Consider the following 24927-nt stretch of genomic DNA (forward strand, 5'->3'; position numbering starts at 1 on the left):
AAGGTACAGAAAGCTGCACGGAAGGGAGGAAGGGAAATTGGATGAAATGAGGGCGGCGCTAGAATTAGCGACCGAAGAAGAATTGCAAGACTTAACGGCAATTCTATTTAGTCGTAAGTTCAATCCCTTAGACTATGTACACACACCCGAACCCATCGAAGTGCAAAGCCAAGACCGCAAAGCTTGGTTAGATGCACTAGAGGGCCGCTTTCGTTTTTTGGCGGCAGATGGGATGACAGTATTACGAGGACGCACAGGACAGGTAACTTACCGACAAGCGTTAGTTCAAGTATGTAAGTACCTCAAAATTCCCTATTCTAATCAGCTGGCAACCATTGATTTAGAAGCAGAAGTATTTTTACATCTATTAGGACAGGTGTGGAAAAAATTGCCGGAACAGGAAAAACAAAAATTGACTCTCCGAGTGCAGCGTCACCTGATCAAATCAGAACTAAAAGAACCGCTACCACTTTTATTGCAGCCCGATCCCTTGGGGTTGCTTTTCAAAGGCGGTAGTGCGATCGCGGTTACTTCTGTTCTCCAGCCACTTGTACTTAAGCAAATTGCCCGTCAATTCGCTATCCACTTTGCTACTTATGAAGTAGCCAAACAAGCGGCGATTACAGGCACAGAAGCAGCTGCAACCCAATTTCAAAGCTATGTAGCAATGCAAATGGCGCAACGGGGTATGACAGTAAGTGCAGCTCGTTATGGGGCAGCCCGCACGATGTTTGCCGTGATTGGGCCAGTGATGTGGACTTGGTTTATTGCAGATTTGGGCTGGAGAGCGATCGCTACTAACTATGGTCGAATCATCCCCACCATCTTCGCCTTAGCTCAAATTCGCCTCACTCGTGAGGAATGTTGGGAGCCAGCTTGAACAAGGTTTTTGAATATTTCAAGTCTCGTTGGCAATCTTCTTGGAACTACTCTCTATGGGCACTGTTAATCTTCCCATTGAGTCCTTTTGTGGGGGCTGTAACTGTAGGTTTTGTCTCATTAATAACTTGGCTGAAACAATCCCGCAAAATTAATCGCCGCCCCCTCAATTGGGGATTTGCCCTGTTGAGTGTATTACTGATCGTCAGTGCTGGGTTTGCCCAAGACAAAACAGCAGCTTTCCTCGGCTTATTTAATTTATTACCATTCTTTTTACTTTTCGCTGCCCATAGCGTTCTGATTCAAACATTTGCCCAATTGCGGCAAATGGCTTGGGCTTTAGCGATCGGTTCCATACCAGTAGCGATTATGGGCTTGGGACAATTATTTTTAGGCTGGAGTTTCAAGTTCCAGTTTGTGTGGGTTGTGTTTAGTTGGACAATCACACCAGGCGGAAACCCACCAGGTCGTATCGCTTCACTTTTCTTGCACGCTAACACCTTCGCAGCTTATCTAGTAATAGTTTTCATCCTTAGTCTAGGGTTGTGGATCGAACAATGGCGATTAGGGATGAGGTATTGGGGATTGGGCATAAGAGGCAGAGGTGCAGCACAACTCTTGGAGAGGCTGCGCCAACGGCTACACTCAGTGACGGGGGGGCAAAGGGGCAGGGGGGAAAAACTGACTGCGCCCCAGTCTCCAGTCCCCTTTCTCTTCCTAACCGTGGCGGTAATTACAAATTTCATTGCCTTAATTTTCACCAACTCACGTAATGGGTGGGCGATCGCTATTTTTGCCTGTTTAGCTTATGCACTCTACCAAGGTTGGCGCATTCTTGTAGGTAGCGTTGCTGCGATCGTCTCTAGTATTCTTTTGGCGGCTTTTGCTCCCTCATCAGTCGCTCACATTTTCCGCTTCGTAGTTCCTGCCTTCTTTTGGGCAAGGTTAAATGACGATATGTATCCAGATAGACCAGTCGCTTTAATGCGAAAAACTCAGTGGGAGTTTGCCTGGTCTTTAGCTCAACAACATCCTTGGACTGGTTGGGGATTACGCAGTTTTAGTACACTTTACAAAGCAAAGATGCAGATTCCCTTGGGTCATCCCCATAACTTGTTTTTGATGTTATCTGCTGAAACTGGTTTTCCCAGTACTTGTTTATTTTGTGGCTTACTAGCTTGGATTTTGATTATAAGTGTCCAATTACTGCAAAAGTCAAAAGATATAGATACAGGAGACAAATTGATATTTTTCAGTTATCTTCTGTCCTTTGTTGGGTGGCTTTTATTGAATACAGTAGATGTAACCCTCTTTGATTTTCGTTTGAATGCGCTTTCATGGCTAATTTTGGCTGCTATTGCTGGAGTAATACATCGTTATCAGGAAAAAGACAGGCTTACATCTCGTCAAAATTAGGTATTAGTTTTTTCAGTGTATGCACTGGGGACTTAAGAGTTTTAAGTTAATAAGATTGTTATATTCACGTCTGTGAGTGTGACTAATACCTAATTAGTCACTGTTGCTGATTGTTGGGAAGGTGTAGGGACATCCCTTTGGGGTTTTCCTGCATGACGGGCATCTCTTGTAGATGCCCTTTTGTATATGTATTATTTTTATTCAGTTAAACACGATTCAAAAACAGGATTTATCGGTTATATATCAGAACTTAATTTAATGCAAAATAATTTAAATAAAAAAATAATATTAAATTAGATATTGTTGTTAAAGCAGACGATTTTATATTATTAAACCTGGAATATAACAGAATTTGATAAAACTTTTATTTTGGCTAATTTACTAGTTTAGGACTTTTTCCATCCCCTGATTCTCGCTGCAATTGCTGCCAAAGAAAATGTGGTTTTTTGCCGAATTGACGACGCGGCGACTAAAATTAGGATTGGCTCTGAATGAAACAGAAATGCTGATTGAACGGCAATTATTGATAGTGTTCAGGTTAAAGGGAAAGGATCTTGAGTTTCTTTACCCTTTACCCCGACTTTTGCAAGAAGTCTAAGAGGTTGTTTGAAAAGTGGTTGGCTGTGATTTTAGGCACTTATTGATCCCCCCAACCCCCCTTTTTAAGGGGGGCAAAACCTTTCAAAGTCCCCCTTTTTAAGGGGGATTTAGGGGGATCTAGAACGTTTTGCTACCAAGAAGAGGACTTTTCAAACATCCTCTAATATTCTGATTGGCATTAAAGACTACGATAACTCTTATGGTGTAAGCTCTCGGTAAAATGGGTGTGTCGGTAACGAAAAAAAGACGCCTCCATAAGCAACCTTATGCTCACAACAGCTAACTTTCTTCAGTACACCCAATGGTCAGGTATAGCTACCTTGGTATTTGCTGCCTTGACATTTTTGGCTTTTATTCTCAAATGGGGCATCCGCTTTCGGTTGGTGGGTACGACTGGCTTTATGCTGGTGGTGACTGCTGGTTTATTTGGACTCTCAATAGTCCCCTTGAGTCGGACTGTGATTCCTGGAGCAGCCCGGTACACTCTAGTTTATGACAATGGCTCAACACAAGCGGTGATTGCCACATCACCCCAAATTACACCCACACAATTAGAAGCAACTTTACGTCAAGCAGCTAGCAATCTTTTTTCTTATGGTCGTTCAGGTACACGAGAAGACGGAAATTTGACAGTTCGCGCCCGTACTATTATCCACCCGGAAACAGGGATTTCTGTCCCAATTTATTTGGGTGAGGTCAAGCGATCGCTCGTATCTCATCAAAATTCCCCAGTAACAGTCAAAATTTACACAGATAATTTCGCAAAATTGCCAAAACCTACTGCTTAAGAGGCAGGGGGTAGGGGAGCAGGGGAGCAGTAATAGTAAGTCTTTCCCCTTTGGATCTCTGCTCCTCTGCCTCTTATGTCCAATCCCCAATCCCAGAAAATAAAATAATTTACCTGTTATCAGGATGACAAACATTATTTTGTATTTACTGATACATTAATGGTTATTTTTAGATTAAGATATTCACACTTTAGTGGTTATACTGTGGGAAAAAGTTAATCAGCATGGGGTAATGGGTACTGACAGTTGTAATTTGTCAGTTGTTGTCCTAATTGCCCCTGTTGCCATTTTCAAAATTCTTTGCAGCAAATCAAGGTGTTGTAGGGAAATATATTTGCATACCTTTACATATATATCTGTAGCTAAAAATTGCATCAAATAATACGACCGCCTACACATTATCAATTCTCGATTGCTTTTCTTGAGAATCTGACAATGTTAATGTTAATTAATTATACGGTTATTCAAAACTTTGATAGTTCGGAATTTCAGACCAATGGGTATTTATAGATTCAAGCAATGTCGTCAAACTACTCAATCAGCGGCAACAAGACTTGTCTATTTAATTGCTTGGCTCAAATCCAAATCGGCCGCGTGTCAGGTTGGAGCCATCCAAAAACCAGTTTGGCAACAAGTATCCTCGATCGCTAGTCTATTTTATTAAGAAATATCAAGGTTTTGGTAAACGAGATTATATGCCCAATAATTTTTCTACTCAACCTTCTTTGTCTACTCAAACCTCTAGTTCATTCTTTACGCTCACAGTTTCCCCCGCCAAAGTAATCCGTGGTTCTGGGGTGTTGCAAACAGCCGCAGCAGAGATTGCCTGTTTGGGAATTCGTCCCTTAATTGTGGCAGGTAAGTCTACTCTGGCTATCAGCCAACAAAATTTACAACCAGTTTTAGAAGCGCAGCAGTTACATACTGTCCAAGCTTCTTATGGTGCAGATTGCTGCGAAGCTAGCCTAAAATCTTTACAGAAAAAGGCAAAAGAACATAAAGCTGATGTAATTATCGGTGTTGGTGGCGGCAAAGCCCTAGATACAGCGAAATTAGTTGCACAGCAGTTACATTTACCAGTGGTGACAATTCCGACTTCCGGGGCTACTTGTGCAGCTTGGAGTGCCTTATCGAATGTTTATTCGGAAGATGGGGCTTTTCTCTATGACGTGGGGCTATCTCGTTGTCCCGATTTATTGATACTCGATTATGACTTGATTAAAACTGCACCGCAACGTACCTTAATAGCTGGGATTGGTGATGCGATCGCTAAATGGTACGAAGCCTCGGTTAGCAGTGGACACTTGCAAGACACTTTAATTATTGCTGCGGTGCAACAAGCACGAGTTTTGCGAGATATCTTGTTGCAAAAGTCAGCCGCCGCCCTGGAAGAACCAGGTAATGAGGTTTGGCGAGAAGTGGTAGATGCTACTGTGTTACTAGCTGGGGTAGTTGGCGGACTTGGAGGAGCGCAGTGTCGCACAGTTGCCGCCCATGCCGTGCATAACGGTTTAACTCATATTTCTGGACATGGCAGTATTCATGGCGAAAAAGTTGCTTTTGGGATTTTGGTGCAACTACGTTTAGAAGAAATGCTACAAGGCAATCAACTAGCAGCATCAGCACGGCAACAGTTGTTAAAGTTCTACACAGAAATTGGACTACCCCAGAAATTAAGTGATTTAGGATTGGGCAATATTACATTAGGTGAATTGCAAACAGCCGCCGAAATGGCTCTAGTTCCTAATTCTGACATCCATCGACTACCGTTTAAAGTCGCGCCAGAACAGTTGATGGCGGCAATGGTTTCTACCACTGCACCTATAGATAGTAGAGATACTACAAATCGAGTTTCGCCCAAGGGAATGAGTGACGAGGTTTTATGAGTTTAAATTGGATTGTCCCAGCAGAACGCATACAAAAACTACCACCTTATGTATTTGCCCGTTTAGATGAACTGAAAGCTAAAGCACGGGAACAAGGGTTAGATTTAATTGACTTGGGTATGGGAAACCCCGATGGTGCAACGCCAGCACCAGTAGTCGAAGCGGCGATCGCAGCTTTAAAAGATACTGCCAATCACGGTTATCCGCCCTTTGAGGGGACGGCTAGTTTCCGCCGTGCTATTACCAACTGGTATCGTCGCCGTTATGATGTGATTCTCGATCCTGATAGTGAAGCTTTGCCACTGCTGGGTTCTAAAGAAGGATTAACCCATTTAGCGATCGCCTACATTAACCCTGGCGATTTAGTTCTGGTTCCTTCCCCAGCTTATCCGGCACATTTTCGCGGCCCGGCGATCGCTGGTGGCAAAATCCACAGTTTGATTCTTAAACCCGAAAATGACTGGTTAATTGATTTAGCTGCCATTCCTGACGAAGTTGCAAGACAAGCAAAGATACTCTATTTCAACTATCCCAGCAATCCCACCGCCGCCACCGCCCCCCGCGAATTTTTTGAAGAAATTGTCGCCTTCGCCCGCAAATATGAAATTTTGCTGGTGCATGATTTGTGTTATGCCGAGTTAGCTTTTGATGGTTATCAACCCACTAGCTTATTAGAAATTCCCGGTGCGAAAGATATTGGTGTGGAATTTCACACCTTATCTAAAACCTACAATATGGCTGGTTGGCGCGTCGGCTTTGTCGTGGGCAACCGCCATGTAATTCAAGGTTTGCGGACGCTGAAAACTAACTTGGATTATGGCATTTTTGCAGCATTACAAACAGCAGCCGAAACAGCTTTGCAACTGCCAGATGTGTATTTACACGAGGTACAACAACGCTACCGTACCCGCCGCGATTTCCTGATTCAAGGATTAGGAGAGTTGGGTTGGGATATCCCCAAAACCAAGGCGACGATGTATCTTTGGGTGAAGTGTCCCGTTGGTGTTGGTTCCACAGATTTTGCTCTAAACGTGTTGCAACAAACAGGCGTTGTGGTTACTCCTGGTAATGCCTTTGGGGTTGCAGGTGAGGGTTATGTCAGGATCAGTTTGATTGCAGACTGCGATCGCTTGGGTGAAGCTTTACATCGCTTCAAGCAAGCTGGCATCCGCTATCAACCTGAAGCTGTAGTCCCTGCTTCAGAAGCGATCGCCGATCTCGTTAGTTGATGAGAAAAAAGAAAACCAATATTACGCCCTTGCAGTTTCCCGACTTGTTCTTTTGGGAGAAGCAAGTGGCGTTTGAGGAACGTAGCAAGATTCCGTTCGCGTAGCGTCTCGTTGGCGCAGCCTCTCGTAGAGAAGAGAAGAGTAACCCAACATTTTCATAGGTTTGTTGGGTTGCGCTTTGCTTCATCCAACCTACAATTTTTCACAAAGCCAAGCGTATTGACTGCTGCTTTAAAAGAAATATCTGTTGAAGAACTAGCTTTTTCTCTTTTTAGGGAAAGTATTCAAAAAAATTTTGGGCAAATTTGCTATTCTACTTGCACAAGATACTACAACTAGACGATTTACTCAAGAGGTCGAGAGCCAATAACTTTGACTTGCCAAATTGCCAGCTTCCGCATGGTGGGGGAACACCACATAAGATTATACGAAGCGACAGCTATTGCAAGTGAACTCTCTAACGTAGACTTCCAAGTTGAGACAACCCGTAGCTATATTCAATAGACTTCTTGCAGAAGTGGGGGCAATACGGTTCGGATAAGCATTTTTCACTTTCCTTGTGGTCTGGGGAAAGGGTAAGGGGGAAAGGGTAAAGGATGTATGTATTAAAAACCTTTCACCTTTAACCTTTAACCTTTAACCTTTAACCTTTAACCGAACCGTATTGAAAGTGGGGGAAAGGGACAAAAGTATGGAATTTTCCTATAAGACTGCCTTCTGCTTGCTGTCTTTCTTAATAAATACCTAATCTTAAATCCAATATCTAATTTTTTTGCTATGGTGATCCCAAAGGAATTGTTAAGTGCTTACGAGATGTAAATTAAGTGATTAACTACTCGTTAAGTATTATATAATACAAAAAGTGTAGATAATTTGTCTGTAAAATACATCTTTCTTGTTACTTAGTGGGTTGGGAAATACGCGTTTCAATATTTTCTAAGGTTTGTAATAATAAACGATTTGCCTGTAATTTCCAACCCCATTTCTGAATTCTATAAGCTAAGACAGTTCCAACTATGGACGCTAACAAGCCTATGGGTTGATTTAAAGAAATTCCTAATAGCAAACCCAATCCAGCAATTCCCCAAAATGGTAAGGCTACTGCTTGTCTTTGTTCTTCCACGACTTGGGTAATTATATTAGATTTCATCTTAGCGAGTAATGCCTCTTTCACTTGCTGCTGTTCTGTTGCGGATACTGTTAAACCTATTTTACGGCGTAGTTTTTCTATTTTACGGGCATCAGTACTGTATTCAGTTAGTTCATCTTCTGCCATTTTCAGGAGTCGTTCTAGCTGCACCATCATGTATTACATCCGGTATTTTAATCGAGTTATTAAACTGAATAATTGTGAATTTTTATTACTTATAGTTTTGGATTTCATCGCCAAATATCAAACTTCTCGACAGAACTAAAAATCTCAAGTTGAATATGGGAAAAATAAATATAGTAGCAGTTATGCATTTACAAATTGAGTATAAACTGAAAAGGTAATATTTATGACTACAGTATCTAAAAGCACTTTGTCTATATCTGCCCAAGAGCGATCGCTCATCTTGTGGTTTGATGAAATTGGAATTGCTGATATCCCAGTAGTTGGTGGTAAAAATGCCTCACTAGGGGAAATGATTCAACAGTTAACACCCAAAGGCATTAACGTTCCCACAGGATTCGCCACTACTGCTTACGCTTATCGTCATTTCATTCAATCAGCGGGGTTAGAAGCAAAGCTACGCAAACTTTTTGCTGACTTGGATGTTGAAGATGTCAAAAATTTACGAGAACGCGGCAAAAAAGCGCGATCGCTCTTAATCCACACACCATTTCCTGTAGAATTGCGCGAGGCGATCGCCACAGCATACCATAGTCTCTGCGAACGATACCATGCAGACACAGATGTAGCAGTCCGTTCCAGCGCTACTGCTGAAGACCTTCCCGATGCTAGTTTTGCTGGACAGCAGGAAACTTACCTCAACGTTGTCGGTGTTGAAGGAGTTTTAGCAGCTTGTCATAAATGCTTTGCTTCTCTATTTACCGATCGCGCTATTTCTTATCGCCACGCCAAGGGATTTGACCACTTTAGCATTGCTCTGGCTGTGGGTGTGCAAAAAATGGTGCGCTCTGACTTGGCAACCTCTGGGGTGATGTTCTCCATTGATACAGAAACAGGTTTTAAGGATGCGGCACTAATTACAGCCGCCTACGGTTTAGGTGAAAATGTTGTCCAAGGATCTGTCAATCCCGATGAATATTATGTTTTTAAACCAACTTTAAAAGCTGGTTTCCGTCCAATTATCGATAAAAGATTGGGCAGTAAAGAACTGAAAATGATTTATGATGACGGCTCCAAATTTACGAAAAATGTTTCGGTTTCACCCAGCGAAAGAGGTAAATTCGCTCTGAGTGATGAAGAGATTTTACAACTAGCAAGTTGGGCGTGTTTAATTGAAGACCATTATTCCCAAGTCCACGGCATTTTTACTCCAATGGATATCGAGTGGGCAAAAGATGGGATTACGAACCAACTTTTTATTGTGCAAGCGCGTCCCGAAACCGTCCAGTCACAGAAGACGGGAAATGTGTTGCGGAGTTATCGTTTGTTATTGGGGAATCGGGAATGGGGAATCGGGAATGGGGAAAATTCCCACTCCTCACTCTCTGATTCTCAATCCCCAATCCCTCTGGTTACGGGACGTGCGATTGGGGAAGCAATTAGTCAGGGAAAAGCACGCCTAATTTTGGATGTTCAGAAACTAGAACAGTTCCAAGTTGGGGAAGTCTTGGTGACAGAGAGAACCGATCCCGATTGGGAACCAATTATGAAACGCGCTAGTGCAATTGTCACCAATTCTGGAGGCCGCACGTGTCATGCAGCAATAATTGCGCGAGAATTGGGTGTACCTGCGATCGTGGGATGCGGCAATGCTACGGACATCTTGAAACCTGGTGAAGAGGTAACAATTTCTTGCGCTGAAGGGGAAGAAGGAAAAGTTTATCCAGGCTTATTACCTTTTGAAGTTAAAGAAGTTCCTTTAGAAAACTTACCCCGCACCCGCACTAAAATTTTAATGAATGTGGGTAATCCCCAAGAAGCATTGAGTTTATCGGCAATTCCCAACGATGGCGTAGGTTTAGCGCGCACAGAATTTATCATTGCGAACCAAATTCAAATTCATCCAATGGCCTTGATTCACTATGACTCGTTAAAAGATGAATTTGCCAAAGCTAAAATTGCTGATATTACCGCACTTTATAACGATAAACCCCAATATTTTGTAGATAAATTAGCTCAAGGCATTGGTAGAATTGCCGCAGCATTTTATCCCAAATCAGTGATAGTCCGAACCTCAGATTTCAAAAGTAATGAATATGCCAATTTATTAGGTGGACGACAGTTTGAACCTCATGAAGAAAACCCAATGTTAGGTTGGCGAGGGGCGGCGCGTTACTACGATGAAGGTTACAGAGAAGCTTTTGCCTTAGAATGTCATGCGATCAAACGGGTACGGGAAGAAATGGGTTTGACAAATGTCATCCCCATGATTCCCTTTTGCCGCACTCCTGACGAGGGGCGTTTGGTTTTAGCAGAAATGGCAAAAAATGGTTTAAAGCAAGGTGTTAACGGCTTGCAGGTTTATGTGATGTGTGAGTTGCCCAGTAATGTGATTCTGGCTGAGGAATTTGCTGAGGTATTTGATGGGTTCTCAATTGGTTCTAATGATTTAACTCAATTGACACTAGGGATAGATAGAGATTCGGCGTTAGTAGCGCGATTGTTTGATGAACGCAGTCCAGCTGTCAAGCGAATGGTAAAAATGGTCATAGAAACAGCGAAAAAATGCGATCGCAAAATCGGCATTTGTGGACAAGCACCCAGCGACTATCCAGAATTTGCCCAGTTTTTGGTTGAACAGGGAATTGACTCGATTAGTCTAAATCCAGATTCGGTTTTAAAGACAATGCTGGAAGTGGCAAAAGTCGAGGGTAGTAATTCGTAATTTATGCCAGTTAGAGGCCGTTACCACTAGAACGTCAAAAATGCCCTAATCAAAGATGGCTGGACGATTACCGACGATCCATTTCATCTGAAGTGGGGAAAAAGGGATATGTATGTTGACCTGGGTGCAGAGAAATTGATTGCTGCTGAAAAGGAAGGACAGCAGATAGCCGTTGAGATTAAAACGTTTCGCAGCGTATCGGATATGACTGATCTTGAACACGCGCTGGGACAGTATCTTGCATACCGATCTGTGATGAGTAGAACCAATCCCGATCGCGTCCTCTATCTCGCCGTTCGGGACGAAGTATATGCCGATATCTTTGATGAACCAATTGCTAAACTTTTGGTAGAAGATTACAAAGTTAATATTGTTCTATTTCAGCTAGAGCAAGAGGTTATTTTTAAATGGATACCTTGGAGCAATACAGGCAGTTGATTCGGAATATTCTGATTGAACATACAAAAATCCCCTTCAGCACTGGCGATATTCAATTTGAAACAGTTTTCGACGGCGAACAAGACCGCTACCTCTTGATGATTTTGGGAAGAGAACCAGCCTATGACTTGTCTCCTACTGTGACTCGTCGCGTTCACGGCTGTATGATTCACATAGATATTATTGATGGCAAAATTTGGATTCAACGTGATGGCACTGAAGAAGGGGTAGCAACAGAACTAGTTAAAGCTGGTGTGCCGAAGGATCGGATTGTATTGGGATTTCGGTCTGAAGAACTGTGGAAAGATTCAGAATTTGCGTAGTTTACCGCCGCAGGCATCGCATAGCCAACGGTAATTAAACTTCTGGATAATTGCCCATAGCATAGCGATCGCCATATTTTGTTTGTGTAATTCTCTACAAAACTTTTGACTGCTCAACCATAAATATCTTAGTATTTTGCAGAATGGCAATTTAGTTTAGCCAAAAGCAAGATGACAAATCTTTTGGAAACCGAACGCTCGATCGTTCGCAGTTGGATACCCGAAAGCGATGCCGAACAAGCGTTTGCAATTTATAATGACCCTGAAGTTACGCGCTTTCTTGGTAAAGCTTCTCGTCCCGCAAGTGTTGAGTCACAGCGTCAGCGTTTGATTGAAGGTATCGAGCGAATGCACCAACGCAACAATGGTACTGGATCTTGGGCAATTGTTGAAAAGGAAAATACAACAATTGTGGGAACTATCCTTCTCAAACAATTGCCCGACAAAGATGGTTTACCTACTCAAGATTATGAGGTAGGCTGGCACTTGAGGCGAGCTTCTTGGGGTAAAGGGTATGCAACAGAAGCAGGACGAGCTATGCTCAACTACGGATTTAGTGTTTTGAACTTGCCAGTGATTTATGCCGTAGTGAAGCCAGAAAATCATGCTTCAATCCGTGTAACAGAACGATTGGGTATGAAACCAATAGGGCGGACAAACAAGTATTACGGCATTGAACTACTCCTGTTTCAACTAGATGCACCTGAAGAGTGGAGAGAGAACAGGGGAGCAGTTCTTGAGCAGAGGGTAGGGGGGCAAAGAAGTGGAGTTCAAAGACTCATTCACGAGTATTAAAGACTCGTCAGCGAGTATCAAAGACTCGTCAACGAGTATCAAAGACTCATCAGCGAGTATCAAAGACTCGTCGGCGAGTATCAAAGACTCATCGGCGAGTATCAAAGACTCGTCAGCGAGTATCAAAGACTCATCGGCGAGTATCAAAGACTCATCGGCGAGTATCAAAGACTCATTCACGAGTATTAAAGACTCATCAGCGAGTATCAAAGACTCATTCCCTATTCCCCATGCCCAATACTTCGACTACGCTCAGTACAAGTGCCCAATACTTCGACTACGCTCAGTACAAGTGCCCAATGCCCAATGACAAATGACAAATACTTCGGCTTCTCTTCGAGACGCTACGCGAACGCTCAGTACAAGTGACAAATGACAAAAAAGTGGTTCCGAATTGGGATGGTGAGTGTATTTCTTCTTTCACTTGCCTTAAGGTTTTGGGGGCTGGAGCGATTCAACACTCTGGTATTTGATGAAGTTTACTTTGCCAAATTTGGTAATAATTATCTCACGCATACGCCATTTTTTAATGCTCATCCGCCGCTAAGTCAATATATGATTGGCATCGGCATTTGGATTGGCAGTCACATTCCTTTTTGGCACGATACGGTGAATGGGCTGACAGGTTCATTGCGATCGCCTTGGACTTATCGGTGGTTAAATGCCCTTACAGGCTCATTTATCCCTGTAGTTGTAGCTGCGATCGCTTATCAGTTAAGTTATCGTCGTACCTTTGCAATACTTGCAGGATTATTCACAGCTTGTGATGGTATTTTTTTAGTTGAGTCTCGGTATGCTTTAAGTAATATTTATATCGTCATCTTTGGTTTATTAGGGCACTGGTTTTTATTATTGGCATTAGATAACCAAAATCGCCGACGTTCTTTTTGGTTAGTTTTTGCTGGCATTGGTTTTGGTGCCTCAGTCGGTACTAAGTGGAATGGTTTATGGTTCTTATCAGGTGCTTATCTCATCTGGATAGTAGCTTGGGTAATTCATTTGATACATTCTTTTCCTAACTCCAAACTCTTTTTTAAATCCCCCTCATTAGAGCAGGAGGCAGGAGGCAGAAGTCACGATAGCGCAGCGTTAGCGAGTCCGCGAGCGTCGGCAGAAGTCAGGAGGCAGGAGGCAGGAGTTAGTACTTATTCTCCCTCATTCCCCTCATACCCCTCATCTCCGACACCACTACAAAATTTAACTCAGCTAAATATTTTTCAAATGCTGTTTTATCTAGGAATTATCCCAGCTTTTATCTATAGCATCATCTGGATTCCTCACCTTCAACTAGATAAAACGTATGGATTTATTGCAGTACATCAGCAAATTTTGAAGTTTCATTTACATCTAGGTGGTAATAGTCCTAACGTACATCCTTACTGTGCTGCTTGGTATAAATGGCCTTTGATGACTCGACCAATGGCATATTATTATCAAACAGCTGAAAGTATCACCGAACCGTTACCTGTGATGGGCCCGCCTTTACCTGCCGGCGCTGGACAAGTTATTTATGATGTCCATGCAATGGGCAATCCATTTTTGTGGTGGTTTGGTGTTGCTGCCATGTTGTTTTTAGTAGGAATGCTGGTATCACAAGCGGTAATTCCTTGGGTGAAAGAAAAGCGTTTTTCTATGCCTGCAACCCTGAGTGTTGATACTTGGATTGCTTTGTATTTAGTTATAAATTATGCTGCAAACTTATTACCTTGGGTGAAAGTGACAAGGTGTGTTTTTATCTACCATTATATGTGTGCAGTGGTGTTTGTATTTTTAGCGATCGCCTGGTTTGTCGATCGGTGTCTTTGCAGTTATTATCAACAACTCCGGGCGCTAGGTGTCACCATTACTTTTATCATTCTGGCTGCTTTTATTTTCTGGATGCCCATTTATTTGGGTTTACCCCTTTCTCCTAACGGTTACAAGCTGCGAATGTGGTTCAACTCTTGGATTTGATTGAAGGGCATGGGGCATGGGGTATTGAAATAATAACTCCTAACTCCTAACTTATTTCTCAACTTAACATAGCTACACATATATAGAATTGTTCAATCACATGGTTTTCACATTTCTTATCGCTATGTAACTTTAGTCACTGTTAGACTTTTCAAAGCACAAGCAGATAAAACTAAGGCTGCAAAACGCAACACCAGGGCATGGGAAATTAGATACTAAGTAAAAATGATGAATGGAAAATTATAAAATTTTTACATTCATCATTCTGCATTATTATAGATACTCTAGTTTTGATGCTCCCGGACAACACAGGAGGATCGTCATGGAAATGAACTTACAATTGCCAGGTATTAATTTAATTAGCTTGAAAGAGGCACCGATTCATATTTCTAGCCAAATTCAGCCTCATGGTGTCCTGTTAGTCTTGGAGGAGCCTGAGCTAAAAATATTACAAGTTAGCACTAATACGCTAAAGATTTTCGGAATTGCTCCCGAAAATATGTTACATAAAAAACTAGAAGATTTACTCGATCCCTTTCAAATAGAGAGAATTAAAACAGGGCTATCCGGAGAAAATCTTGATTTTATTAATCCCACGAAAGTTTGGGTGCGAAAAAAAGGTGATGAATACGTAGTATTTGATGCAGTATTTCACCGCAATACAGAAGGATTTTTAATCTTGGAGTTAGAACCTGCTCTTACTCAAGAAAATATCCCATTTTTAAGCTTTTATCATCTAGCTAGAGCATCTATCAACCAACTAGAAAAAACAGCAAATCTCCGAGACTTTTGTCAAGTTATCGTTCAAGAAGTTCGGAAAATAACGGAATTTGACAGGGTAATGTTATATAAATTCGATGATGATGGGCATGGTTCCGTTGTCGCTGAAGAAAAGCTAGAAAGCTTAGAACCATATTTAGGGCTGCATTATCCAGAGTCAGATATTCCCAAACCAGCGAGAAAGTTATTTGCTGCTAATTCGATCAGAATCATCCCCGATGCTTATTCTCAGCCAGTCAAGCTTTTTCCTGTCAATAATCCAATTAGCGATCGCCCGATTAATTTAACCAACTCTATTCTCAGAAGTGCTGCTTCTTGTCATACAGAGTACTTGCATAATATGGGTGTAGGTGCTTCGCTGACTATCTCTTTAATTAAAGACCAAAAACTCTGGGGACTAATTGCTTGTCACCATCAATCCCCGAAATATGTTTCCTACGAATTGCGTAAAGCCTGCGAATTTTTGGGACGAGTCATATTTGCAGAAATCTCGGCTAGAGAAGAGACAGAAGACTACTATCACCGGATAAATCTGACACACCTTCAATCAATCTTGATTGAATACATGTCTCAAGAAGAAAACTTCATTGATGGTTTAGTTAAAAACCCTCAACATCTTTTAGATTTGGCCAGCGCTCAAGGTGCAGCCGTGTGTTTTGGCGGAAATTGCACGGTAGTTGGTGAAACCCCTAGAGAAGAAGACCTGAATTTTTTAGTCCAATGGCTAAAAAATAATGTTGAAGAAGAAGTTTTCTATACAGATTCTTTGCCACAGATTTATCCAGATGCCGAAAGTTTTAAAAATGTCGCCAGTGGTTTATTAGCGATTCCCATCGCCAAGCGCAATTATGTTTTGTGGTTCCGACCGGAAGTAATTCAAACTGTAAATTGGGGTGGCGATCCTAATAAGGCGTTTGAAGTTAACCAGTCAGAAGGAAGTGTTCGTCTGTGTCCGCGCAAATCATTTGAATTGTGGAAAGAGACAGTTCGCTTAACATCTTTACCTTGGAAAGATGTAGAAGTTAAAGCAGCATTAGAATTGCGGAAAGCAATTGTTAATATTGTGCTGCGTCAAGCCGATGAACTAGCCCAGTTAGCCCAGGATTTAGAACGTTCTAACGCCGAACTGAAAAAGTTTGCCTACGTCGCCTCCCATGACTTGCAAGAACCACTCAATCAAGTGGTGAATTACGTCCAGCTGTTAGAGATGCGCTATAGCGAAGAACTTGACGAAGATGCTCAGGAGTTTATCAGCTACGCTGTGCAGGGAGTTAGCCTGATGCAGACGTTGATTGATGACGTACTAGCATACTCAAAAGTGGATATGCAAGCGATCGCATTTCAAATGAACGAGGTAGAGACAGCCTTAAATCGGGGATTGGGCAATTTGCGTCAACGCATTAATGAAACTGGGGCTACTATCACTCACGATCCCTTACCCGTAGTCATGGCTGACAGCACCCAACTGATGCAGCTATTTCAAAACCTCATTGGTAACGCCATCAAGTTTCATAGTGACCCAGCCGCCACAAATCCATGTGGGAGCAGAAAGAATAGAAGATGCATGGCTATTCTCAGTTCGGGATAATGGAATTGGTATCGATCCAAAATTTAGCGATCGCATTTTTGTAATTTTTCAGCGCTTACACACGCGGGATGAATATACTGGTACAGGTATGGGTTTAGCCATCTGTAAGAAGATTGTCGAATGTCACCGGGGGCGGATCTGGGTAGAGTCAGAACTGGGTGAAGGCGCAACCTTCTACTTTACGATTCCAGTTGGAGGACGCGAACTTGAGCGTAGAAACGGGAGAAAAACACAAAACCATCTTTTTGGTCGAGGACAATAAAGCTGACATTCGCTTAATCCAAGAAGCGTTGAAAAATAGTTCAGTGCCCTACCAAGTGGTAACGGTCAGGGATGGTATAGATGCTATGGCTTATTTACGCCAAGAAGGTGAATATGCTGATGCACTACGCCCTGACCTCATTCTGCTGGATTTGAACTTACCTAAAAAAGACGGTCGAGAAGTGCTGGCGGAAATAAAAGCCGACCCATTACTAAAGCGTATTCCAGTTGTTGTTTTAACAACCTCAAAAAATGAGGATGACATTTTTCACAGCTACGATTTACATGTGAATTGCTATATCACTAAATCTCGCAACCTCAACCAATTATTTCAAATCGTCAAGAGTATTGAAGATTTTTGGCTCTCTACCGTGACGCTACCATCGGAGTAGGCAGGGGGTAGGGGGCAGGGGGCAGGGAGCAGGGGGAGAATAACTAATAACTAATGACAAATGACAAATGACAAATGACAAGATAGAGCAGCAATAGGGGGTGAAACCTGAAGATTATGGTTGTGAGCTACTCAGTAAAAATCTTGTTAATTGAGGATAACCTAGCTTCTGCTAGGTTGCTACAAGAGTTTCTGATGCAAGCCCAGTCCCAAGAGTTTACTCTGGTTCATGTGACCCGATTGGGCGAAGCACTTCAGGAACTAAGTCAATGTAATTATGATGTTATTTTATTAGATTTAACTTTACCTGATAGCCAAGGATTGTCATCTTTACCTCTTCTAATTAGTCAAGCGCCAAGTATACCGATTGTTGTTTTAACAAATACTAATGACGAAGAACTAGCAATTGAAGCAGTGCGGCAAGGGGCGCAAGATTATCTAGTCAAGCGACAGGTAAATGTTGATGTGTTGGTTCGCTCTTTGCGTTATGCGATCGAGCGCAAGCAGGTTTTAGAATCATTACGCACTGTCAATGAAACGTTACAAACTAGGGTTGAAGAACGAACTGCGGAACTCGTAAAAGCGAATGAACTCAACCAGTTCAAATCTGAATTTGTCTCAATGCTCTCCCATGACATCCGCAATCCGCTAAATACTATTCTCTTGGCTGCTGGACTGCTACAAAATCAGGATGAAAGATTAACTAAAGAGAAAAAACAAAATCATTTGCAAATGATTCGCTCGGCAATTAAAAACATGGCGCAGCTATTGGATGAAGTTACATTCATCGGCAAAGCTGATTCTGGTAGACTCGGTTTTGAAGTCATCTGCTTAGATTTAGAAGCTTTTTGTCGCCAAATGGTCGATGAAGTTCGATTGATTGCAAATGATAAGCATCTGACTTTAGTGTTCGCCAGTTTTGGGCAATTAGATGAAGCTTTATGGGATGAAAGCTTACTGCGGCACATTTTGGGCAATTTACTTAGCAATGCTATTAAGTATTCACTACCGGGCGGTATGGTGCGCTTTGAACTAATTGGTCAAGAAAAAGCAGTAATTTTCCGAGTTCAAGATTGGGGAATTGGCATTCCTCAAGAGAACCAAAAACGATTGTTTCAGCCTTTCCGACGGGCGGACAATGTGGGAAACATTCCTGGTACTGGCTTGGGACTAGCGATCGCCAAAAAATGTGTCGATGCACATGGAGGCGAAATTGTAGTTAATAGCCAAGTTGGAGTAGGTACAACCTTTACCGTCACCCTTCCTTTACTAGAAGTTTAAGCGGTTACAGCAATTTTCATCTATGGGGAATACAGTTCATTATTGGGGCACAATAAATATATTGTGCCCTTACGTGTGCGATCTTTCAAACGAATTTTCATCCGTGGTAATGGCGACTCCGTTATCACTTTTTTCTCTGCTCAGAAGAAATTTATATTTACAAAAAATTTACTAAAATTTAACGACTCTTTTCGGAATTTACAAATTGGATTTGTAGCCTAATATAAACTTACAAAAGGAATATTTAAAAACCGTTGTCAAACATATTACTTAACTCAATTATTTCTTGCATAAAATAAAAAACAAATCGTAATAAGTATTACAGTTACAAAAAAATTAGCTTTTGCAATATCTCTATAAGTAGGATATTGCAAAATTCTCCATCGTTCAGAAAACATTTGTGTGTCCACAAATCTAGTTAATTATACGTGTATGTCGGACTGCCAAAGTAAAATTGAAACAAGATACATAAATGTAACTAACAGTAAGTATTTAACATCATTTCAACGGAAATTACTGTTAGCAAGTTTGGAAAAAACTTTACCCGAATCTTACCAACAACGTATTGAAATCATGTTGTTGGCAGATGAGGGAAAAACCCAAACTGAAATTTGTCAAATTTTGGGATGTTGTCCAGCAACAGCAAGGCATTGGATGCACATAGCCCGAACAGGGATGGCGCACCAATGGCAAGATTGCCCTATTGGTCGCCCGAAGGCAATAAATGACGAGTATTTAGAACGTTTGAAAGAACTGATTAAAGGTAGTCCCCGCGATCATGGATATTCTTTTCGGCGATGGGACAGCTAACTGGCTGGGGAAACATCTAGCGAAAGAATTTGGGATTGAGGTAAGCGATCGCCATATCAAGCGCCTGCTCAAACAGATGGGATTATCCACAATACCAAAACCCAGCAATTCTGAACAAAACAGCACTGAACAGACTCAAGGTTCCAAAATTTTGATTAATGACCTGAAATCGGCAGTTATTCCTGATAATCCCGAATTTTTACCTATTAACTTTGCCAAATTAGCAAAAGATGTAGACATTCATGGCGCAAGATATATCCGCTCAGTTAGTAACTCTACAACAGTTCAACAAAATTCTGGGGCATTCTCTTTCGACAGAGGAATTTCAACACTATCTTCAACAAGTTAAATTTATCAACCCGAAAGTCGGCAAATTCTGGCAAGGAACTGATGTTCAACCAGGAATCTATATTGCGATCGCTGGTAAAGTCAGGTTGCTAGATAGCGCCGATGAGTTAATCGCCACTTTAGAAACAGGTGACTCATTTGGGGAATTTACCTTGTTTAAGGAGGGAGACTTTAAACCTTACGCTGCTAGGGCTTCAATCAACTTGCAACTGTGCTTTGTTCCGGGTGAAGTTTTATGGCCATTGATGGCTAAATATCCCCAAATTCGGGAGCATTTGTGGGCTAAGGCTCTATCCCGTAATCCTCCACAGGTGAATTCCCCAGTACTACCATCTGACTCAAAACGACTGCATGAAACGAGTATTTTGTCAACGCCAGCAGTAAAGCCAGGCGATAAAAAAATAAGCAAAGCCTATTTTCCCAACTCCACGCAGCGAGTAGGGCATTTATTACAGCGTGTGATTCGGCGTTATCCGTTTTTTGCCCAACAGAGTGGATCGGATTGCGGTGCAGCTTGTTTAGTAATGGTGTCTCGCTATTGGGGGAAAAACTTTAGTGTAAATCGCCTGCGGGATATCGCCAATGTTGACCGCAATGGCTCGTCACTGCGAGGGTTATCAGTGGCGGCGGAAAGTATTGGGTTTAGCACGCGGCCTGTGAAAGCGAGTCTTGACCAATTAGCGAAGCAAAAATTGCCTGCGATCGCCCACTGGGAAGGCAAGCATTACATCGTTGTCTACGAAATTACCCCCAAACACGTCATTGTCGCCGACCCCGCTATTGGTCAACGCACCCTCAGCCACACCGAATTTAAAGCCAACTGGACTGGTTACACATTGCTGCTGCAACCGACAGCAATGCTTAAAGATACTAAAGAAACTTCTACTCCCTTTTGGCAATTTTTTGAATTAATGAAGCCTCACTCTTTAGTGATGCTGGAAGTGTTTGTCGCTTCCTTATTTATCCAGATATTTGGACTTGTTACTCCCTTATTTACCCAGTTAATTTTAGACCGCGTAGTGGTACAGCGTTCTGAACTAACCTTAACGGCGGTGGGGTTAGGGTTACTAATTTTTAGTTTATTCCGTGTGGCGATGACAGGGTTGCGACAATATCTGTTAGACCACACAGCTAATAAGCTTGATTTAGCACTAATTGTCGGATTTATTCGCCATACCCTGCGGCTACCTTTGAGTTACTTTGAGTCGCGTTATGTGGGAGACATTATCTCTCGCGTACAAGAAAACCGTAAAATTCAACGCTTCCTCTCCGGTGAGGCGTTGTCCATCCTCTTAGATTTAGTCACTGTCTTTATCTATTTAGGATTGATGTTTTGGTACAGCTGGAAAATGGCATTGCTGGTGTTGGTGATTGTACCACCTTTTTTGATGCTGGCATTGATTGCCACACCTTTTTTACAAAGGATTTCTAGGGAAATATTTAATGCTGTTGCTAATGAAAGCAGCTATCTAATTGAAGCCCTTTCTGGTGTGCGAACAGTTAAATCTACAGCAGTAGAACAGACAGTGCGTTGGCATTGGGAAGAGTTATTAAGTAAAGAAGTAAAAACTAACTTCTCTGGGCAAATTATCAGCAATCGCCTGCAAATATTTAGCAACACAATTGAAGCAGTGGTAACTACCGTCTTGCTGTGGTTTGGTGCGTACCAAGTGATTCACAACCAGCTAACCATTGGGCAATTGGTGGCATTTAATATGTTGTTGGGAAATATCATTAGACCCTTCCAACGATTAACAGTTTTGTGGAATCAATTGCAAGAAGTGGTGATTGCGGTGGAACGCATTAATGATGTATTAGATGCAGAACCAGAAGAGGATTTGCAGCATCAGATGCGGCAATCTTTACCACCCATTCAAGGTAACATTCGCTTTGACAATGTGACATTTCGCTATCACCCTGAAAGCGATATCAATGTTTTAGAAAATCTCAGTTTTGAAGTACATAGCGGGCAAATGGTTGCTCTAGTGGGACGGAGTGGTTCGGGTAAAACTACGATTTCTAAGCTGGTTTTAGGGTTATATTCCCCCACAGATGGCAAAGTGTTGATTGATGGACAGGATATTGCCAGCCTTTCGTTGCGTTCTCTACGCGAGCAAGTTGGGGTAGTTGACCAAGATACCTTTTTGTTTGGCGGAACGATTCGGGAAAATATTAGCTTGGCACATCCTGGGGCAACTTTAGCAGAGATTATTGAAGCGGCGCGATTGGCGGGGGCTGATGAGTTTATTAAAAAGTTGCCTATGGGTTATGAAACCCAGATTGGTGAAGGAGGCGGGATGTTATCTGGAGGACAGCGACAAAGAATTGCGATCGCTAAGGCATTATTAGGTAATCCCAAGCTGTTGATTTTGGATGAAGCGACTTCCCATCTAGATGCAGAATCAGAAAGGATTATTCAAACAAATTTGAACACAATACTTAAGGACAGAACCACCTTAATAATCGCCCATCGTCTTTCAACTGTGCGTCATGCAGATTTAATTTTGGTGCTAGATCGCGGGGTATTGATTGAGAGTGGGACTCACCAAGAGTTGATGGCGAAGCGGGGACATTATTTTTATCTCAATCATCAGCAGATGGATGTAGCGGGGTGAAACAAGAGGACAAAGAGGAAGCTTTTCTTGTCTCCCAAAATCCAAAATTGATATCAGGAAAAATTATGCCAAACACATTAAATGGAAAGGTTCAAACCCAAGTTTATCAGGTAGAACAGCGCGAGGAAGTTTTAACGGAGCAAACATCAGCTAGATCGACTGATGATTGGGCTTACGCAACCAAGGATTTACTTGATAGCTTGCCCCAAGTTTGGACAAGAGGATTGCTGTATTTTTTGGTGGTGTTTGTGTCGATTATTTTACCTTGGGCGATGCTATCTAAGGTAGATGAGACGGGTACGGCAAGAGGGCGACTTGAGCCAAAGGGAAAGACGGTTAGGTTGGATGCTGCTGTGGCAGGTACTGTTGCCGAAATTCGGGTAAAGGAAGGTGATTTAGTTAAAACTGGGCAGACTTTATTGGTGTTGGAATCGGAATTAGTTAAAGCAGAATTGCGGCAGGCACAGGATAGGTTAGAAGGACAATTAAATCGACTTTCTCAGTTAAACTCATCTAAAAGTCAGTTAGTTGTATCTTTGACAACTCAACAGCAACAAAATCAATCTCAACAGTTAGAAAAGCAGGCTCAAATTGACCAAGCACGACAGAATATGAATGCTTTGAGGAATTCTTATGACTTACAAAAAGACGAAAAATTAGCTCAAGTCAATCAGGCACGGCAAACTCTTGAGCATAGTCAAACTGCTAATAAATTAGTAAACAGTAGTTTAGCGAGTACCGAGCGAGAAGTTGAACGCTATCGCAGTCTTTGGCAGTCAGGAGTTGTTCCAGAAATTAATGTTGTGCAAAAGCAAGATATAGCTAAAGACAAGCAACAGTTATACGAACAAAATAAGTCAGATATTCAGCAGGCTAAACTACGTTTGGTGGAACAACAGAGTAGTTATGAGCGGACTATTCGGCAAGCAAATGCAGATATTGAGCAGGCACAGTTGCGACTAAAAGAACAGGAAAGAAGTTATCAGACCTTAACTCGTTCCAACAAACTGGCTCTGTTAAAAATCGACGAACAACAGAAGAATTTGGAGACAGACATTACTACTCTTCAGGCAGAAATTGCTCAAACTAAGAGTCAGATTGTAGCCTTAAAGTTTCAGTTAGGACAACGGGAGTTAAGAGCTACTGTGAATGGTAGACTGTTTCAGTTACCGATACAACGGGCTGGGTCTGTAGTGCAGCCTGGAGCAATGATTGCGGAGATTGCACCCCAAGGTTCACCTTTAATAATTCGGGCACAAATGGCGACAACTGAGAGTGGTTCTTTGCGAAGAGGATTGCCAGTAAAGCTAAAGTTTGATGCTTATCCATTTCAGGATTATGGAATAGTTGAAGGAGAATTGTTAGAGATTTCTCCTACCACCATAGAGGTGGAAACACCTAATGGAAAGGTGGCAGCTTATGACTTGGAAATTTTCCTAAAGCAAAATTGCATTCTCTCGGCTAATAAATGTATTGCCTTGCGTCCTGGAGATACGGCGACAGCTGAAGTAATTGTGCGGCAGCGTCGTATTATTGATTTTCTGATTGACCCGTTTAAGCAGTTGCAACATGGTGGAGTGAAAATGTAGGAAATTTGTGGTATTTATACATTTATAAACTGAACTTTACAAGTAATTTTTATTAGAGTGAATGGGTTGAGCAAAGGTCAGCATTTAACGTTTTATCTAGTCTATCTATTTAGGAGAAATATCATGCATCAAACTATTAATATTACCAGGGAAGACATTCTTGAGCAAGTTAAGCTATCTTTTAATATTCCTGATTTAATTGAGGAGATTATCATCCGTAAAATTATTGAAGATGCTGCTGCAGAAGTAGGTGTTAAAGTGGAGACTGAGGAACTTCAGAAAGCAGCAGACCAATTACGGTTAGCTAAACAACTTAATAACGCTGATGACACCTGGGCATGGCTGAAAAAATATAGTCTGTCTTTAGATGATTTTGAAAAAATGCTTTACACCACCTTGCTGACTAATAAGTTAGGTCAACACTTGTTCGGTGATAAAGTTGAACCCTATTTCTTTGAGCATCAGCTAGACTATGCGGGTGTGATTATGTATGAGGTTATATTAGATGATGAAGACTTGGCAATAGAACTCTTTTATGCAATTCAAGAAGGTGAGATGAGTTTCTACGATATTGCTCACAAATACATCCAGGATACGGAATTACGTCGAAAAGGGGGATATCAAGGGATAGTATATCGTAAAGATTTGAAGCCGGAGATTTCTGCGGCTGTTTTTGCTGCTAAACCACCGCAGCTTCTCAAGCCAATTGTAACTTCTAAGGGATTTCACCTAATTTTAGTTGAGGAACTAATTCAACCGAAATTGAATGATAAACTGTGCTATCAAATTCTTTTGAACTTTTTTTATGAATGGAAGACGCAACAAATTGAACAAATTGAAGTTGTAAAAACCTTGTAATAAAATAGCTAATTTGCTTGGTTTGCAATTCACTAGTTATTTTATAGCTAGTAATAGAAAAACTACCTCTGAGTTGAAGCAGAGGTAGTAACTTATTAGAT

The 24927-nt window shown here is 41.8% G+C and carries 19 protein-coding genes and 2 pseudogenes; 19 read left to right on the forward strand and 2 right to left on the reverse strand.

Translation table 11 applies throughout. The annotated features are described in order from the left end of the window. Positions 1 to 37: 37 nt before the first annotated feature. The 6 genes from NSTCB13_RS02180 (at position 38) to NSTCB13_RS02205 (ending at position 6798) form a co-directional block, all read left to right on the forward strand. On the forward strand, positions 38 to 880 hold the full coding sequence (locus NSTCB13_RS02180) for a hypothetical protein (protein ID WP_448268525.1): 843 nt from the start codon (positions 38 to 40) through the stop codon (positions 878 to 880). Continuing rightward, complete coding sequence (locus NSTCB13_RS02185; RefSeq protein ID WP_448271232.1) at positions 862 to 2295, forward strand: O-antigen ligase family protein; 1434 nt, start codon at positions 862 to 864, stop codon at positions 2293 to 2295. The genes NSTCB13_RS02180 and NSTCB13_RS02185 overlap by 19 nt, the downstream gene beginning before the upstream one ends. A gap of 866 nt (positions 2296 to 3161) precedes the next feature. Continuing rightward, positions 3162 to 3683 carry a DUF2518 family protein gene (locus NSTCB13_RS02190; RefSeq protein ID WP_448271233.1) on the forward strand — a complete coding sequence of 174 codons (522 nt, stop codon included), beginning with the start codon at positions 3162 to 3164 and terminating at the stop codon, positions 3681 to 3683. A 496-nt stretch (positions 3684 to 4179) separates the two neighbouring features. Next, positions 4180 to 4347: a hypothetical protein gene (locus tag NSTCB13_RS02195; RefSeq protein WP_448271234.1), complete on the forward strand. Its 168-nt coding sequence runs from the start codon at positions 4180 to 4182 to the stop codon at positions 4345 to 4347. A gap of 31 nt (positions 4348 to 4378) precedes the next feature. Continuing rightward, positions 4379 to 5569, forward strand: coding sequence for an iron-containing alcohol dehydrogenase (locus NSTCB13_RS02200; RefSeq protein WP_448271235.1), 1191 nt, complete (start codon positions 4379 to 4381; stop codon positions 5567 to 5569). After that, entirely contained in the window at positions 5566 to 6798 is a 1233-nt protein-coding gene (locus tag NSTCB13_RS02205; protein WP_448271236.1) for an aspartate aminotransferase, read from the forward strand. Before NSTCB13_RS02200 ends, NSTCB13_RS02205 begins: the two co-directional genes overlap by 4 nt. A gap of 898 nt (positions 6799 to 7696) precedes the next feature. On the opposite strand, the gene NSTCB13_RS02210 is transcribed toward NSTCB13_RS02205, so the two are convergent. Next, on the reverse strand, positions 7697 to 8101 hold the full coding sequence (locus NSTCB13_RS02210) for a hypothetical protein (RefSeq protein ID WP_445632017.1): 405 nt from the start codon (positions 8099 to 8101) through the stop codon (positions 7697 to 7699). 196 nt (positions 8102 to 8297) lie between these two features. On the opposite strand from NSTCB13_RS02210, the gene ppsA reads away from it, so the two are divergent. The 3 genes and pseudogenes from ppsA to NSTCB13_RS02225 all read left to right on the forward strand — a co-directional run bounded on the left by ppsA (position 8298) and on the right by NSTCB13_RS02225 (position 11557). Beyond that, entirely contained in the window at positions 8298 to 10796 is a 2499-nt protein-coding gene (ppsA, locus tag NSTCB13_RS02215) for a phosphoenolpyruvate synthase (RefSeq protein ID WP_448271237.1), read from the forward strand. Positions 10797 to 10841: 45 nt separating this feature from the next. Beyond that, positions 10842 to 11234: pseudogene (locus NSTCB13_RS02220) on the forward strand (element excision factor XisH family protein); the annotation flags it as partial. Beyond that, positions 11204 to 11557, forward strand: coding sequence for an element excision factor XisI family protein (locus NSTCB13_RS02225; RefSeq protein WP_448271238.1), 354 nt, complete (start codon positions 11204 to 11206; stop codon positions 11555 to 11557). The pseudogene NSTCB13_RS02220 and the gene NSTCB13_RS02225, both read left to right, overlap by 31 nt. Here the strand turns inward: NSTCB13_RS02225 and NSTCB13_RS02230 are convergent. Continuing rightward, positions 11543 to 11674, reverse strand: a complete 132-nt coding sequence (locus NSTCB13_RS02230) for a hypothetical protein (RefSeq protein WP_448271239.1) — start codon at positions 11672 to 11674, stop codon at positions 11543 to 11545. The genes NSTCB13_RS02225 and NSTCB13_RS02230 overlap by 15 nt on opposite strands. A 54-nt stretch (positions 11675 to 11728) precedes the next feature. Here NSTCB13_RS02230 and NSTCB13_RS02235 point away from each other — a divergent pair, with 54 nt between their 5' ends. From NSTCB13_RS02235 to NSTCB13_RS02280, 10 genes and pseudogenes are all read left to right on the forward strand, one after another. Next, positions 11729 to 12352 carry a GNAT family N-acetyltransferase gene (locus NSTCB13_RS02235; RefSeq protein ID WP_445629835.1) on the forward strand — a complete coding sequence of 208 codons (624 nt, stop codon included), beginning with the start codon at positions 11729 to 11731 and terminating at the stop codon, positions 12350 to 12352. Positions 12353 to 12724: 372 nt separating this feature from the next. Then, positions 12725 to 14305, forward strand: coding sequence for a dolichyl-phosphate-mannose--protein mannosyltransferase (locus NSTCB13_RS02240; protein ID WP_445629834.1), 1581 nt, complete (start codon positions 12725 to 12727; stop codon positions 14303 to 14305). Between the two features lie 322 nt (positions 14306 to 14627). After that, positions 14628 to 16935, forward strand: a pseudogene (locus tag NSTCB13_RS02245) (ATP-binding protein). Continuing rightward, positions 16880 to 17326, forward strand: a complete 447-nt coding sequence (locus tag NSTCB13_RS02250; protein ID WP_114080291.1) for a response regulator — start codon at positions 16880 to 16882, stop codon at positions 17324 to 17326. The pseudogene NSTCB13_RS02245 and the gene NSTCB13_RS02250 overlap by 56 nt, the downstream one beginning before the upstream one ends. A 116-nt stretch (positions 17327 to 17442) precedes the next feature. Then, positions 17443 to 18606 carry an ATP-binding protein gene (locus NSTCB13_RS02255; RefSeq protein WP_445629832.1) on the forward strand — a complete coding sequence of 388 codons (1164 nt, stop codon included), beginning with the start codon at positions 17443 to 17445 and terminating at the stop codon, positions 18604 to 18606. 432 nt (positions 18607 to 19038) lie between these two features. Continuing rightward, positions 19039 to 19416, forward strand: coding sequence for a helix-turn-helix domain-containing protein (locus NSTCB13_RS02260; RefSeq protein WP_448271240.1), 378 nt, complete (start codon positions 19039 to 19041; stop codon positions 19414 to 19416). Beyond that, the gene (locus tag NSTCB13_RS02265) at positions 19385 to 19765 is read left to right on the forward strand and encodes a winged helix-turn-helix domain-containing protein (RefSeq protein ID WP_448271241.1); all 381 of its coding nucleotides are present in this window, start codon (positions 19385 to 19387) and stop codon (positions 19763 to 19765) included. Before NSTCB13_RS02260 ends, NSTCB13_RS02265 begins: the two co-directional genes overlap by 32 nt. Further along, a complete protein-coding gene (locus tag NSTCB13_RS02270; protein ID WP_448268540.1) occupies positions 19659 to 22379 on the forward strand; it encodes a peptidase domain-containing ABC transporter in 2721 nt (906 codons plus the stop codon). The genes NSTCB13_RS02265 and NSTCB13_RS02270 overlap by 107 nt, the downstream gene beginning before the upstream one ends. A gap of 65 nt (positions 22380 to 22444) precedes the next feature. Continuing rightward, positions 22445 to 23968, forward strand: coding sequence for an HlyD family efflux transporter periplasmic adaptor subunit (locus NSTCB13_RS02275; RefSeq protein WP_448271242.1), 1524 nt, complete (start codon positions 22445 to 22447; stop codon positions 23966 to 23968). Between the two features lie 123 nt (positions 23969 to 24091). Continuing rightward, complete coding sequence (locus NSTCB13_RS02280; RefSeq protein ID WP_448271243.1) at positions 24092 to 24826, forward strand: peptidylprolyl isomerase; 735 nt, start codon at positions 24092 to 24094, stop codon at positions 24824 to 24826. The last annotated feature ends 101 nt before the right edge of the window (positions 24827 to 24927 follow it).

Source organism: Nostoc sp. DSM 114160, from assembly GCF_053470305.1.

What these genes read in the sequence shown, in the direction of transcription:
- NSTCB13_RS02265 (WP_448271241.1), top strand. Translation starts at nt 19,385, where the DNA reads ATGGATATTCTTTTCGGCGATGGGACAGCTAACTGGCTGGGGAAACAT.
- NSTCB13_RS02270 (WP_448268540.1), top strand. Translation starts at nt 19,659, where the DNA reads ATGGCGCAAGATATATCCGCTCAGTTAGTAACTCTACAACAGTTCAAC.
- NSTCB13_RS02260 (WP_448271240.1), top strand. Translation starts at nt 19,039, where the DNA reads ATGTCGGACTGCCAAAGTAAAATTGAAACAAGATACATAAATGTAACT.
- ppsA (WP_448271237.1), top strand. Translation starts at nt 8,298, where the DNA reads ATGACTACAGTATCTAAAAGCACTTTGTCTATATCTGCCCAAGAGCGA.
- NSTCB13_RS02195 (WP_448271234.1), top strand. Translation starts at nt 4,180, where the DNA reads ATGGGTATTTATAGATTCAAGCAATGTCGTCAAACTACTCAATCAGCG.
- NSTCB13_RS02185 (WP_448271232.1), top strand. Translation starts at nt 862, where the DNA reads ATGTTGGGAGCCAGCTTGAACAAGGTTTTTGAATATTTCAAGTCTCGT.
- NSTCB13_RS02275 (WP_448271242.1), top strand. Translation starts at nt 22,445, where the DNA reads ATGCCAAACACATTAAATGGAAAGGTTCAAACCCAAGTTTATCAGGTA.
- NSTCB13_RS02225 (WP_448271238.1), top strand. Translation starts at nt 11,204, where the DNA reads ATGGATACCTTGGAGCAATACAGGCAGTTGATTCGGAATATTCTGATT.
- NSTCB13_RS02235 (WP_445629835.1), top strand. Translation starts at nt 11,729, where the DNA reads ATGACAAATCTTTTGGAAACCGAACGCTCGATCGTTCGCAGTTGGATA.
- NSTCB13_RS02200 (WP_448271235.1), top strand. Translation starts at nt 4,379, where the DNA reads ATGCCCAATAATTTTTCTACTCAACCTTCTTTGTCTACTCAAACCTCT.
- NSTCB13_RS02190 (WP_448271233.1), top strand. Translation starts at nt 3,162, where the DNA reads ATGCTCACAACAGCTAACTTTCTTCAGTACACCCAATGGTCAGGTATA.
- NSTCB13_RS02280 (WP_448271243.1), top strand. Translation starts at nt 24,092, where the DNA reads ATGCATCAAACTATTAATATTACCAGGGAAGACATTCTTGAGCAAGTT.
- NSTCB13_RS02255 (WP_445629832.1), top strand. Translation starts at nt 17,443, where the DNA reads ATGGTTGTGAGCTACTCAGTAAAAATCTTGTTAATTGAGGATAACCTA.
- NSTCB13_RS02205 (WP_448271236.1), top strand. Translation starts at nt 5,566, where the DNA reads ATGAGTTTAAATTGGATTGTCCCAGCAGAACGCATACAAAAACTACCA.
- NSTCB13_RS02210 (WP_445632017.1), bottom strand. Translation starts at nt 8,101, where the DNA reads ATGGTGCAGCTAGAACGACTCCTGAAAATGGCAGAAGATGAACTAACT.
- NSTCB13_RS02240 (WP_445629834.1), top strand. Translation starts at nt 12,725, where the DNA reads ATGACAAAAAAGTGGTTCCGAATTGGGATGGTGAGTGTATTTCTTCTT.